Origin of the sequence: Streptomyces sp. NPDC053474, from assembly GCF_044544845.1 — a bacterium.
Classification (GTDB): domain Bacteria; phylum Actinomycetota; class Actinomycetes; order Streptomycetales; family Streptomycetaceae; genus Streptomyces.
Genome location: NZ_JBITXV010000004.1, coordinates 639,294 through 651,989, shown reverse-complemented (window position 1 = coordinate 651,989; position 12,696 = coordinate 639,294). Strand labels below are relative to the sequence as shown.

Annotated in this window: 11 protein-coding genes and 1 pseudogene; all 12 read right to left on the bottom strand. The window is 70.8% G+C overall.

Annotated elements, in window-relative coordinates:
* Positions 1 to 818, bottom strand: a pseudogene (locus ACIG3E_RS12860) (glucose-6-phosphate isomerase); the annotation flags it as partial.
* A 58-nt stretch (positions 819 to 876) separates the two neighbouring features.
* Positions 877 to 2,136: an MFS transporter gene (locus tag ACIG3E_RS12855; protein ID WP_399614780.1), complete on the bottom strand. Its 1,260-nt coding sequence runs from the start codon at positions 2,134 to 2,136 to the stop codon at positions 877 to 879.
* 177 nt (positions 2,137 to 2,313) lie between these two features.
* The gene (locus ACIG3E_RS12850) at positions 2,314 to 2,649 is read right to left on the bottom strand and encodes an RNA polymerase-binding protein RbpA (protein ID WP_003957010.1); all 336 of its coding nucleotides are present in this window, start codon (positions 2,647 to 2,649) and stop codon (positions 2,314 to 2,316) included.
* A gap of 250 nt (positions 2,650 to 2,899) precedes the next feature.
* Positions 2,900 to 3,130: a preprotein translocase subunit SecG gene (secG, locus tag ACIG3E_RS12845; RefSeq protein WP_030687882.1), complete on the bottom strand. Its 231-nt coding sequence runs from the start codon at positions 3,128 to 3,130 to the stop codon at positions 2,900 to 2,902.
* Between the two features lie 131 nt (positions 3,131 to 3,261).
* Positions 3,262 to 4,038: a triose-phosphate isomerase gene (gene tpiA / locus ACIG3E_RS12840; protein WP_399614776.1), complete on the bottom strand. Its 777-nt coding sequence runs from the start codon at positions 4,036 to 4,038 to the stop codon at positions 3,262 to 3,264.
* Positions 4,039 to 4,043: 5 nt separating this feature from the next.
* Positions 4,044 to 5,255: a phosphoglycerate kinase gene (locus tag ACIG3E_RS12835; protein WP_399614773.1), complete on the bottom strand. Its 1,212-nt coding sequence runs from the start codon at positions 5,253 to 5,255 to the stop codon at positions 4,044 to 4,046.
* A gap of 120 nt (positions 5,256 to 5,375) precedes the next feature.
* Entirely contained in the window at positions 5,376 to 6,386 is a 1,011-nt protein-coding gene (gap, locus tag ACIG3E_RS12830; RefSeq protein WP_172387546.1) for a type I glyceraldehyde-3-phosphate dehydrogenase, read from the bottom strand.
* Between the two features lie 269 nt (positions 6,387 to 6,655).
* Positions 6,656 to 7,657 carry a DNA-binding protein WhiA gene (gene whiA / locus ACIG3E_RS12825; protein WP_138959085.1) on the bottom strand — a complete coding sequence of 334 codons (1,002 nt, stop codon included), beginning with the start codon at positions 7,655 to 7,657 and terminating at the stop codon, positions 6,656 to 6,658.
* Positions 7,648 to 8,664 (bottom strand): uridine diphosphate-N-acetylglucosamine-binding protein YvcK, encoded by a 1,017-nt coding sequence (yvcK, locus tag ACIG3E_RS12820; protein ID WP_399614770.1) that lies wholly within the window; start codon positions 8,662 to 8,664, stop codon positions 7,648 to 7,650. Before yvcK ends, whiA begins: the two co-directional genes overlap by 10 nt.
* Positions 8,661 to 9,596, bottom strand: a complete 936-nt coding sequence (gene rapZ / locus ACIG3E_RS12815) for an RNase adapter RapZ (RefSeq protein WP_138959087.1) — start codon at positions 9,594 to 9,596, stop codon at positions 8,661 to 8,663. The genes yvcK and rapZ overlap by 4 nt, the downstream gene beginning before the upstream one ends.
* A complete protein-coding gene (gene uvrC / locus ACIG3E_RS12810) occupies positions 9,593 to 11,713 on the bottom strand; it encodes an excinuclease ABC subunit UvrC (RefSeq protein WP_399614767.1) in 2,121 nt (706 codons plus the stop codon). Before uvrC ends, rapZ begins: the two co-directional genes overlap by 4 nt.
* A 93-nt stretch (positions 11,714 to 11,806) precedes the next feature.
* Positions 11,807 to 12,691 (bottom strand): hypothetical protein, encoded by an 885-nt coding sequence (locus ACIG3E_RS12805; RefSeq protein ID WP_399614765.1) that lies wholly within the window; start codon positions 12,689 to 12,691, stop codon positions 11,807 to 11,809.
* Between the last annotated feature and the right edge of the window lie 5 nt (positions 12,692 to 12,696).

Sequence of the window (12,696 nt, the reverse complement as noted above, 5' to 3'; positions counted from 1 at the left end):
CCACCGACCCAGTCCCAGAACCCGAACATGTTCGCCGTGTCGATACCGAACTCCGCCACCTTCTCGGCATTCGTCGACAACGCCACGAAATGCCGGGCGACCGCGCTCTGATCAGCACGCAACTCGGTCAGCAGCCACTCCCGCGCGGAGGTGGCATTGGTGATCGTCTCGATCGTCGTGAACGTCTTGGACGCGATGACGAACAGCGTCTCCGCCGCGTCCAGATCCCGCACCGCCTCATGCAGATCCGCACCATCCACATTCGACACGAAACGGACCGTCAGCTCCCGGTCCGTATACGACCGAAGCGCCTCATACGCCATCGCCGGACCAAGGTCGGAGCCGCCGATACCGACATTGACCACATTCTTGATGCGCTTGCCGGTGTGACCCCTCCACTCACCCCTACGGACCTGGTCCGCGAAGGCAGCCATCTTGCCGAGCACCGCGTGCACACCCGGCACCACATTCTCACCATCGACCTCCACCACGGCGTCCGCCGGAGCGCGCAGCGCGGTGTGCAGCACCGCCCGCCCCTCCGTCGTATTGATCTTCTCGCCCCGGAACATGGCATCCCGCAGCCCGAACACACCGGTGGCGGCAGCCAGTTCCTGGAGAAGGGCCAGGGTCTCGTCCGTGACCAGGTGCTTGGAGTAGTCGATGTGCAGGTCGCCGACCTGGGCCGTGTAACGCTCGGCACGGCCCGGGTCAGCGGCGAACAGCTCCCGCAGCCGCACCTCCCCCAGCTGCTCCCGGTGCTTGACCAGGGCCGTCCACTCGGCCGTCTGGTGGAGGCTGGTGCGGCCAACTGCGTTCATCTGTACTTCCGCCCTCTCTCGTACAACGTGCGTGCGTACGCCCCACTGTGCTCCCAACCTAGTTGATCAGCGTGTGGCGCGAGGTGTCCGTCGGCTTGAGCGCGGGGGTGAGTACGACGACGGAGAGCGCGAACAGGACGGCCGCCAGCAGCATCGGCGTGTGGGGACCCCGGAGCGCGGCCGCTGCCCCGCCGAGCATCGCCCCGAGCGGCGCCCCCGCGACGCCCACGGTCCGGAACGCCGCGCTGATGCGCCCAAGCGCGGCGGCGGGCGCGCGCTCCTGCATCAGGGTGTGGGTACTCACGTTCCACACCATCCCCATGGCGCCGAACAGGGCCATGCTCGCGGTCAGGGCCGTGATGTCGCGGACCGTGCCCATGGCCACGAGCGCGGCGATCTGGGCCGTCCCGGCGGCGAGCACGGCGCGCACCCGCCCGAGCCGCCGCGCGAGGCGCCCGGCGAGCGCCCCGCCCACCAGGCTCCCGGCCGCGTACGCCGTCATGGCCGCCGCGTATCCCCCGCTGCCCGCGTGCAGCCAGTCGGTGACGAGGACGACGAGGGTGGCGAGGAGCGCGCCTATCCCGACGTTGCCCACCGCGGTGGCCGCACACAGGCCCCGCAGCACCCGGTCCCGCCCCAGGACCCGCAGGCCGTGCGCGATGTCGGACCGCAGGGTGGCCCCGGCGGGTCTGGGCGGGTGCCCGGGCGCGGGCACCCGCAGGGAGGCCACGAGCGCGGCCGCCACCAGATAGGTGACCGCGTCGGCCGCGTACGGAAGGCCCGGGCCCGCGGCGATCAGGAAGGGCACCGCGGGCGCGGCGAGGAGGCCACCGGCGAGCTGCTGTCCGGTCAGCAGCCGAGCGTTGGCACTGCCGAGGGCGGCGCGGTCCACGAGGGCGGGCAGCAGGGCCGTGGCCGCGTTGTCGAACAGGGTCTGGAGCGTGGTGAGGACCAGGGCGAGCGCGATCAGCAGGCCGATGGAGGCGTGGCCGAGCGCCACGGCGAGGGCGAAGGCCCCGACGAGCACGCCGCGCGCCACGTCCACCCGCCACATGGCGCGCCGCTGGTCCACCCGGTCGGCGACGGCGCCGCCGAGCAGCCCGAAGGCGAGCCACGGCAGATAGCCGCAGGCGGTCACGGAGGCTATGAGCAGCGGGTCGTCGGTGAGCGACGCGGCGAGCAGCGGCAGCGCCGCCTTGCGCAGCGAGTCACCGAAGCTGGAGAGCACGGCGGCGCTCCACAGCCTGCCGAATCCCCCGCGCCAGGCGAGGCTCCGCGCGCCGTCAGCACCGGCCCGCGCGGTCTCCGCAGCCGTCACAACTCCCCCCGTCCGCCGCGTGGTTCACGATCACCCACCACGGTAGGGGGCACCACTGACAATCGCCGGAGGAGACCGCGCTGACCTGCGCGTTCGGGCCCGACGGGGTGGTGCGGTGAGGCGACGCCGAAACGGATCCGGCCGGGCACCTCGGGGTGCCCGGCCGGTTCTCAACTTCTAGATCTCGCCCCGCAGTTTGGCCAGCGCCTCGGCGAGGATGGCCTCGCCGTCCGCGTCGCTGCGCCGCTCGCGCACATACGCGAGATGGGTCTTGTACGGCTCGGTGCGCGGCGGGTCCGGGGGGTTGTCCCGGTCCTGACCTGCCGGAAAGCCGCAGCGGGGGCAGTCCCATGTGTCGGGGACCTGCGCGTCGCTGGCGAAGCTCGGCTGCGTCTCGTGCCCGTTGGAGCACCAGAAGGAGATGCGCAGTCGCGGCGCGGACTCACCGCGCTCGGCCTCGCCCATCGGCCCCGCCCCGACCCGACTGCCTCGGATCGCGTTGCCACTTGCCACGGTCGTAACTCCCTGCGTGATGGTGCTGCCTGTTCGAACGGCGGCTGCGCCGCGGGGTCGACTGCCGGCTCCGCTGCGGGCGCCTCAGTCTACGTAAGGCCCAACGCGCGTCCAGTGTTGGGAGTTACACCCCACCCCGACACGCAAGCCCCATGATAAGCCGCGCGCGCGGGCGCGTACGGAACATGGGGCTATGAGCGGGACTTCAGGGCGTGGCCGCCTCGGCGTGGCAAGCGGCCGGTGCCTGTTGTCAGTTGTTGACCTTCATCAGGATGCCAAGGACGACAATGCTGGCGAACCAGAGCAGACCGACCACGACGGTGATGCGGTCCAGGTTGCGCTCGGCGACCGAGGAGCCACCGACCGACGACTGCATTCCGCCACCGAACATGTCGGAAAGGCCGCCGCCCTTGCCCTTGTGCATCAGCACCAGCAGCATCAGCAGCGCGCTGAAGACGATCAGGGCGATCGAGAACCCCATAACCACGGCTGGACCAACTTCCTCGGATCTGAATCGACGACGGGGGCCGAAGCTTACTCCGCGAGCGTTTGCCGCTCACATTTCAAGCCCCGACCCCCGCAAGGGTACGTCGTAACGGCGTTAGCGCATACTCACTGCTCGGTGAAGCGAACGATCTTGACGAACTCGTCCGTGTCCAGGCTCGCGCCGCCCACCAGGGCGCCGTCGATGTCGGGCTTCGCCATGATCTCCGCGACGTTGCCGGACTTCACGGAGCCGCCGTACTGGATGCGGACCTGGTCGGCGAGCTCCTGCGTGTACAGCTCGGCGAGCTTGCCGCGGATCGCCGCGCAGACCGCCTGCGCGTCGTCGGCGCCGCAGACCTTGCCGGTGCCGATGGCCCAGACGGGCTCGTACGCGATCACGATCGACTCGGCCTGCTCGGCCGGGACGTCCTTGAGGCCGCCCTCGACCTGGGTGAGGGTGTGCGCGACGGCGTTGCCCGCCTCGCGGACCTCCAGCTCCTCGCCGACGCACAGGATCGGCGTGATGCCGTGCTTGAAGGCCGCCTTCACCTTGGCGTTGCAGATCTCGTCGGTCTCGTTGTGGTACTGGCGGCGCTCGGAGTGGCCCACGGCCACGTACGTGCACTTCAGCTTCGAGAGCATCGGGCCCGAGATCTCACCGGTGTACGCGCCGGAGTCGTACGCCGAGATGTCCTGGGCGCCGTACTTGATCTTGAGCTTGTCGCCGTCGACCAGGGTCTGCACGGAGCGCAGATCGGTGAAGGGCGGCAGGACGGCGACCTCGACGGTCTCGTAGTCCTTGTCCGCGAGCGCGAACGCGAGCTTCTGGACGTGCGCGATGGCCTCGAGGTGGTTGAGGTTCATCTTCCAGTTGCCCGCCATCAGCGGCGTGCGCGTGCTCATCAGGGTCAGTCCTCCAGTGCGGCGAGGCCGGGGAGCGTCTTGCCCTCGAGGTATTCGAGGGAGGCGCCGCCGCCGGTCGAGATGTGGCCGAATGCGGTTTCGTCGAAGCCCAGGTTACGGACGGCCGCGGCGGAGTCGCCGCCGCCCACCACGGTGAAGCCGTCGCAGTTGAGCAGGGCCCGGGCGATGGCGGCGGTGCCACCGGCGTAGTCGGGGTGCTCGGCGACGCCCACCGGCCCGTTCCAGAAGACCGTCTCGGCGTCGGCGATCTTCTCGGCGAACAGCTCGCGGGTCTTGGGGCCGATGTCCAGGCCCTCCATGGTCGCCGGGATGCTGTCGGCGTCGACCGTCTCGAAGTCGGCCGGGGCCTTGGTCTTCAGGTCGGGGAAGTCGGTGGAGACCAGGACGTCCACGGGGAGCACCAGCTCGACGCCGTTCTTCGCGGCGCGCTCCATGTACTCGGTGACGACCGGGATCTGGTCCTCTTGGAGGAGGGAGATCCCGACCTCGTGGCCCTTGGCCTTGAGGAAGGTGTACGCCATGCCGCCGCCGATCAGGAGGCGGTCGGCCTTGCCGAGCAGCTCGTCGATGACGGCGAGCTTGTCGGAGACCTTGGCGCCGCCGAGGATGACGGTGTAGGGGCGCTTGACGTCCTCGGTGAGCTTCTTCAGGACGCCGACCTCGGTGGCGATCAGATAGCCCGCGTAGTGCGGCAGCTTGCCCGGCAGGTCGTACACGGAGGCGTGCTTGCGGTGCACCGCGCCGAAACCGTCGCCTACGTAGACATCGGCCAGCTCGGCGAGCTGGTCGGCGAAGGCGGCGCGCTCAGCGTCCTCCTTGGCCGTCTCGCCCGCGTTGAAGCGCAGGTTCTCCACGACGGCGACCTGGCCGTCGGCCAGGCCCGCGACGGCGGCCTTGGCGGAGTCGCCGACCGTGTCGGTGGCGAACCGCACGTCCGCGCCCAGGAGTTCACCGAGACGAGTGGCGGCCGGGGCGAGCGAGAAGGCGGGGTCCGGGGCGCCCTTGGGGCGGCCCAGGTGCGAGGCGACGACCACACGGGCGCCCGCGTCGGCGAGAGCCTTGACGGTGGGCAGGACGGCGCGGATGCGGCCGTCGTCGGTGATCGTGGTGCCGTCGAGGGGCACGTTCAGGTCCGCGCGGACGAAGACCCGCTTGCCCGCGACACCGCCGGCGAGCAGTTCATCGATCGTCTTCATTGAGAGGGACTCCTTGAGAGGGGGCTCCGTAGAGGGCTTTGACATGCTGCAGGGTCCGGACGTTAACGGTCCGGACCCTGCTGCTCACATCTGGGTGCCTGCTCTAAGCGCGCTCGCGCCTCAGAGCTGACCGCCGACGAAGACCGTGAGGTCGACGAGGCGGTTGGAGTAGCCCCACTCGTTGTCGTACCAGCCGAGGATCTTCACCGAGTTGCCCTCCTGGACCATGGTCAGGGAGGAGTCGAAGGTGCAGGAGGCCGGGTCGCTGACGATGTCCGAGGACACGATCGGGTCCTCGGTGTAGAACAGGATGCCCTTGAGGTCGCCGTCGTCGGCGGCCTTCTTGAACGCGGCGTTGACCTCGTCCTTGGTGACCTCGCGCTGCAGCGTCACGACCAGGTCGGTGGCCGAGCCGGTCGGGACCGGGACGCGCATGGCGATGCCGTCCAGCTTGCCCTTGAGCTGCGGGAGGACCAGGGCGGTGGCCTTGGCGGCACCGGTCGTGGTCGGGATGATGTTCTCCGCGGCGGCGCGGGCGCGGCGCAGGTCGGAGTGCGGGAAGTCCAGGATGCGCTGGTCGTTGGTGTACGCGTGGACCGTCGTCATCAGGCCCTTGACGATGCCGAAGTTCTCGTCGAGGACCTTGGCCATCGGCGCCACACAGTTGGTGGTGCAGGAGGCGTTGGAGATGACGTGGTGGTTGGCCGCGTCGTACTTGTCCTGGTTGACGCCCATCACGATGGTGATGTCCTCGTCCTTGGCCGGAGCCGAGATGAGGACCTTCTTCGCGCCACCGGCGATGTGCTTCTCGGCGTCGGCCTTCTTGGTGAAGATGCCGGTCGACTCAATGACGATGTCGACACCCAGCTCGCCCCACGGGATGTCGGCGGGGTTGCGCTCGGACAGCACCTTGATGGTGTGGCCGTCGACGGTGATGGTGTCCTCGGTGTGGGACACCTCGGCCTTGAGGCGGCCGAGGATGGTGTCGTACTTCAGCAGGTGCGCGGTGGTCGCGGTGTCACCCAGGTCGTTGACAGCCACGATCTCGATGTCCGCACCCTGCTCAAGGAGTGCGCGGAAGTAGTTACGACCGATGCGGCCAAAGCCGTTGATGCCTACGCGGATCGTCACGAACCGATCTCCTCGTTGGTACGCCGGTCTGAGACGCCGGCGAGATGTATTGGGATGTCCCCGACCGCCTCCGACCCTACCTCTCCGAAGGCCTCCGGGTGACATCGAGAACCCCCCTCGAAGGCAATACCGTCCGGTAGTGAGAAGCACCACGCTCACCATTGCGCTCACCCGTTTCACCCCTTGCACGGGTGAGCGCAAATTCCGCGATTCGGACGCCGCCGGAGGGCCTTCTGGGCCCGGCCGCGGCCCTCCGTCAGACCACCGCGTCAGACCGCGAGGTTGTCCGCCATCTCCTCGGCGAGGTCCTCGGTCAGATTGGACTCCGTGCCGGGGATGCCCAGGTCCTGGGCCCGCTTGTCGGCCATCGCGAGCAGGCGGCGGATGCGCCCCGCGACCGCGTCCTTGGTCAGCGGCGGGTCGGCGAGCGCGCCCAGCTCCTCCAAGGAGGCCTGCTTGTGCTCCATGCGCAGGCGACCCGCGGCCGCGAGGTGCTCGGGGACCTCCTCGCCGAGGATCTCCAGGGCGCGCTGCACCCGGGCGCCCGCGGCGACGGCGGCACGGGCCGAGCGGCGCAGATTGGCGTCGTCGAAGTTGGCGAGGCGGTTGGCGGTGGCGCGCACCTCGCGCCGCATCCGCCGCTCCTCCCAGGCGAGCACGGACTCGTGGGCGCCCAGGCGCGTCAGCAGGGCGCCGATCGCGTCCCCGTCACGGACGACCACGCGGTCCACGCCGCGCACCTCACGGGCCTTCGCGGCGATCTGCAGCCGACGGGCGGCGCCGACCAGGGCGAGGGCGGCCTCCGGACCCGGGCAGGTCACCTCCAGGGAGGACGAGCGGCCGGGCTCGGTCAGCGAGCCGTGGGCGAGGAAGGCCCCGCGCCAGGCGGCCTCGGCGTCGCAGGTGGCCCCCGAGACCACCTGCGGCGGCAGGCCGCGGATGGGACGGCCGCGGCCGTCCACCAGGCCGGTCTGGCGGGCCAGCTGGTCGCCGCCCGCGACCACGCGGACCACGTAGCGCGAGCCGCGGCGCAGGCCGCCGGGTGCCATCACGATCAGCTCGGAGCCGTGCCCGAAGATCTCCAGGATGTCCCGCTTGAGCCGACGTGCCGCCATCGCCGTGTCCAGCTCCGCCTCGATCACGATGCGGCCGCTGACCAGGTGCAGCCCGCCCGCGAACCGCAGGATCGCCGAGACCTCCGCCTTCCTGCAGCAGGTCCGGGTGACGGGAAGCCGGGAGATCTCGTCCTTCACCGCTGCCGTCATCGCCATGGGCCGATCCTTCCATGCATCCGAAAAATACGGTCGTACGCGGCGGCAAGCAGCTCCGGGTCGTGCTTGGGGCTGCCGTCCTCGCGGGCCACCGGCGCCAGCTCCACCGTGGCACCGAACCGCTTGGCGGCATCGGTCAGGGACCCACGGTCGGGCACGGCGGCCTCGTCGGCCAGCACCACGTCCAGGGCGAGTTTAGGGGCGTGTCGGGCCAAAACCTCCAAATGACGCTGCGGAGAGAAGCCTTCGGTTTCTCCGGGCTGCGGCGCGAGGTTGAGCGACAGGACCCGGCGGGCCTTCGTCTCCGTGAGCGCGTCGAGCAGCTCGGGCACGAGCAGGTGCGGGATCACGGAGGAGAACCAGGAGCCGGGCCCGAGGACCACCCAGTCGGCGTCCAGGACGGCGGCGACCGCCTCCGGGACGGCGGGCGGGTCCTGCGGGACCAGGTGCACGGACTGCACCTCGCCGGGGGTGAGCGCCACGGTGGCCTGGCCGCGCACGGTGTCCACGTCGTCCGGGCGCTCCGGGTCGTGGCCCTTGACCAGGGCCTCCAGCTCCAGGGGCACCGCGGACATGGGCAGGACGCGCCCCTGCGCGCCGAGCAGCTTGCCGACCAGGTCGAGCGCCTGGACGTGGTCGCCGAGCTGCTCCCACAGGGCGACGATCAGGACGTTCCCGACCGCGTGCTCGTGCAGGTCGCCGCGGGACTGGAAGCGGTGCTGGATGACGCGGGCCCAGGTCTGGCCCCAGTCGTCGTCGCCGCAGAGCGCGGCGAGGGCCTTGCGCAGGTCGCCGGGTGGCAGCACGCCGAGCTCCTGGCGCAGGCGGCCGCTGGAGCCGCCGTCGTCGGCGACGGTGACGACGGCGGTGAGGTCCCCGGTGATGCGGCGCAGGGCGGCGAGCGAGGCGGACAGGCCCATGCCGCCGCCGAGGGCGACGACCTTGGGCTGGGTGCCCCGCTTGCGGCCCAGGCGGTTCAGACGGAGCACCCGGCGGTTGGGCTTCATTCGCGCCCCATGTCCCGGTGGACGATGACCGTTTCGATGCCGGCGGAGGACAGGCTCGCGGCGAGCTTCTCGGAGGTGGCGACGGAGCGGTGCTTGCCGCCCGTACAGCCCACGGCGATGGTCACGTACCGCTTGCCCTCGCGGCGGTAGCCCGCGGCGATCAGCTGGAGCAGCTCGGTGTAGCGGTCGAGGAACTCCTTGGCGCCCGGCTGGTTGAAGACGTACGCCGACACCTCTTCGTTGAGACCGGTGTAGGGGCGCAGCTCCGGGACCCAGTGCGGGTTGGGCAGGAAGCGCATGTCGACCACGAGGTCCGCGTCGACGGGCAGGCCGTACTTGAAGCCGAAGGACATGACCGTGGCCCGCAGCTCGGGCTCCTCGTCGCCCGCGAACTGGGCGTCCATCTTGGCGCGCAGCTCGTGCACGTTCAGGCTGGAGGTGTCGATGACCAGGTCGGCGTCGCCGCGCAGCTCGCGCAGGAGCTCGCGCTCGGCGGCGATGCCGTCGACGATGCGGCCGTCGCCCTGGAGCGGGTGCGGGCGGCGGACGGACTCAAAACGGCGCACCAGGGCGTCGTCCGAGGACTCCAGGAAGACGATGCGCCGGGTGACGTGCTTGGACTCCAGGTCCGCGAGGGACTCGCGGAGGTTGTCGAAGAAGCGGCGGCCGCGCACGTCGACGACGACCGCGATGCGGGCGACGTTGCCCTGTGAGCGGGCGCCCAGCTCGACCATGGTGGGGATCAGTGCGGGCGGCAGGTTGTCCACGACGAACCAGCCGAGGTCCTCCAGGCACTTGGCGGCCGTGCTGCGGCCCGCGCCGGACATGCCGGAGATGATCACCAGCTCCGGGATGGCCGCCTCGGCGGCCTCGCCCGGCTCGATGGTCGTGCCCGTACTCACCTGGGTGCCGCCTTCGTCGTGCTCGCTCATGTCTCCATCCCCCGTCGTCGTTCCGGGGCGCCCGCGTGTGTGGGCGTCCCGCCTTCGTTCGGGGCCGCGGTCGGTGTGGCCCCCTTGCCGTTGAGCGGGTCGTCCGCCGGGGCGGGCTCCTCGCCTGTATCCGAGTCTCCCGTCCCCACGGGGTCCTCGTCCTCCATGATCTCTCCTGTGGCGGTGTTCACGGCGGGGGGTGCCGGGGCCGCCTGGGCGAAGGCCGCGAGGACGGCCTCCGCCGTCTTGCGGCCGACGCCGGGAACCTCGCAGATCTGGTCGATGGTGGCGGACCTGAGCCGCTTCAGCGAGCCGAAGTGCTTGATCAGTATCTGCTTCCTGGACTCGCCGAGGCCGGGCACGTCGTCCAGCGGGCTCGCTTTGAAGCGCTTGGACCGCTTGGTCCGCTGATACGAGATCGCGAAACGGTGCGCCTCGTCTCGTACGCGCTGGAGCAGATAGAGGCCCTCGCTGGTGCGCGGCAGGACCACGGGGTCGTCCTCGCCGGGCACCCAGACCTCTTCGAGGCGCTTGGCGAGGCCGCAGACCGCGATGTCGTCGATGCCCAGCTCGTCCAGGGCCCGCTGGGCGGCGGCGACCTGCGGCTGCCCGCCGTCCACGACGACGAGCTGCGGCGGATACGCGAACCTCTTGGGGCGCCCGTCGTCCTCGGTGAGGCCCTCCTGGGCCTCCTCCGGGCTCCACTCCCCCGTCTTCTCCTTCTCGACGAGGTAGCGCCTGAAGCGCCGCGTGATCACTTCGTGCATGGACCGGACATCGTCCTGTCCATCGAAGCCCTTGATCTGGAAGCGGCGGTACTCGCTCTTCCGGGCGAGCCCGTCCTCGAAGACGACCATGGAGGCGACCACGTCGTCGCCCTGGAGGTGCGAGATGTCGTAGCACTCGATGCGCAGGGGCGCGCTGTCGAGCTCCAGGGCCGCGGCGATCTCCTCCAGGGCCCGGGAGCGGGTGGTGAGGTCGGAGGCGCGCTTGGTCTTGTGCAGGACGAGCGACTGCTGGGCGTTGCGCGCGACGGTCTCCATGAGGGCCTTCTTGTCGCCGCGCTGCGGGACGCGCAGCGACACGTTCGACCCGCGGCGCTGGGTGAGCCACTCCTGGACGGGCTCCACGGGGTCGGGCAGCGCGGGGACGAGCACCTCCTTGGGCACGGAGTCGCCGCGCTCCTCGCCGTAGAGCTGCTGGAGGGCGTGCTCGACGAGGTCGGCGGTGGTGACGGCCTCGACCTTGTCGGTGACCCAGCCGCGCTGGCCGCGCACGCGTCCGCCGCGCACGTGGAAGATCTGGACGGCGGCCTCCAGCTCGTCCTCGGCGACGGCGATCAGGTCGGCGTCGGTGGCGTCGGCGAGGACGACCGCGCTCTTCTCCATCGCCTTCCTGAGGGCGTCTATGTCGTCGCGGAGGCGGGCCGCCCGCTCGTACTCCATCTCCTCGGCCGCGTCCGTCATCTGACGCTCCAGGCGCCGGATGTACGTGCCGGTGCGGCCGGTCATGAACTCGCAGAAGTCCTCGGCCAGTTCCCGGTGGTCCTCGGCGGAGATCCGGTCCACGCAGGGCGCGGAGCACTTGCCGATGTAGCCGAGCAGGCAGGGGCGGCCGGTGCGGGCCGCGTTCTTGAAGACGCCCGCCGAGCACGTCCGCACGGGGAAGACGCGGAGCAGCAGGTCCACGGTGTCGCGGATGGCCCAGGCGTGGCCGTACGGACCGAAGTAGCGCACGCCCTTTTTCTTCTGGCCGCGCATCACCTGCACGCGCGGGAACTCCTCGTTCATCGTCACCGCGAGGTAGGGGTAGCTCTTGTCGTCGCGGTACTTGACGTTGAAACGCGGGTCGTACTCCTTGATCCAGGTGTACTCCAGCTGGAGCGCGGCGGTCTCCGTGGCGACGACGGTCCACTCCACGGAGGCGGCGGTCGTCACCATGGTGGCCGTGCGCGGGTGGAGGTTCGCCAGGTCCTGGAAGTAGCTGGCGAGGCGCTGGCGCAGGCTCTTGGCCTTCCCGACGTAGATCACACGGCGGTGCTCGTCACGGAACCTGTAGACCCCGGGCGAGTCGGGGATCTGTCCCGGCTTGGGGCGGTAGCTGGAAGGGTCGGCCATGTCGGACAGCCTACTGGCGGGGTATGACAGCGACGCGGACCCGCCCGCCCCTGACGGGACGGGCGGGCGGGCTCCGGCCGGAGCCGGGCGGTGTCAGCCGAGGCGGCGCGAGCGACGCCGGACGAGCGCGGCGCCGGACAGGCCGAGCGCGACGGCGGCACCGGCGGCGGCCACCGTGGAGACCACGGCCACCGGACCGTCCGCGGACCCGGCGGCGGACGCGGTCCTGCCCTCGGACCGGGGCGCAGCCGCGGGCTCGTCATAGCCTCCGGCCTTGCCGGACTTCGCGTACGCGGACCCCGGCAGCTTGTCCCCGTACGCCTTGTGCACCCGGCGCTGGTAGGCGGCGACCGTGGTGCCGTGCGCGCCGACGGCGCGGATCGCGTCCCGGTCGAGCGGCAGGATCCGCTCTCCCTTCTGCACGTACCAGGCGTTGATCTGCGGCTCGATGAAGACGGTGCCTCCGGGGAGCTTGTCGGCGCCCACGCGTGCGTAGCGCGTCTCGTCGTTCCCGGTGGCGATGTTCACCACCTGCCAGGAGCCCGCCTGTCGGGCCGTCCACAGCGACGCCTTCTGGCCGTCGGAGGAGACCGCCTCGCTGGCGAGGAACTCCATGGCGGCGATCGGTGCGCCCTTCTTGCCCGCGACGAAGTCGGCCGCCAGGTAGTAGACGGGTACGGCCTGCTCCCCCGTCACCCGGGGCGCGGCCTTGGCCTTGCTGACGGCGCCGTCGCGGGCGAAGAACCGGGAGAGCGTGTCGAGGGTCTTCGGGGCCTTTGCCGCGTCGTGGGCGGCGCCCCGGGTGGCCTCGGAGGGGGCGACGGGCGCGGGCGGCGCCGCCGGTCCCGAGTCCGCGGTGGCGTGCGGCGCCGCGAGCCCGAGCAGCAGCGCGGCGGCGGAACCGGCGAGGGTGGCCTTCAGGAGACGGCCACGGGCGTAACGGCTCTCTACGGAGACGCGGGGCAGGTGACGGGTCATCGCGC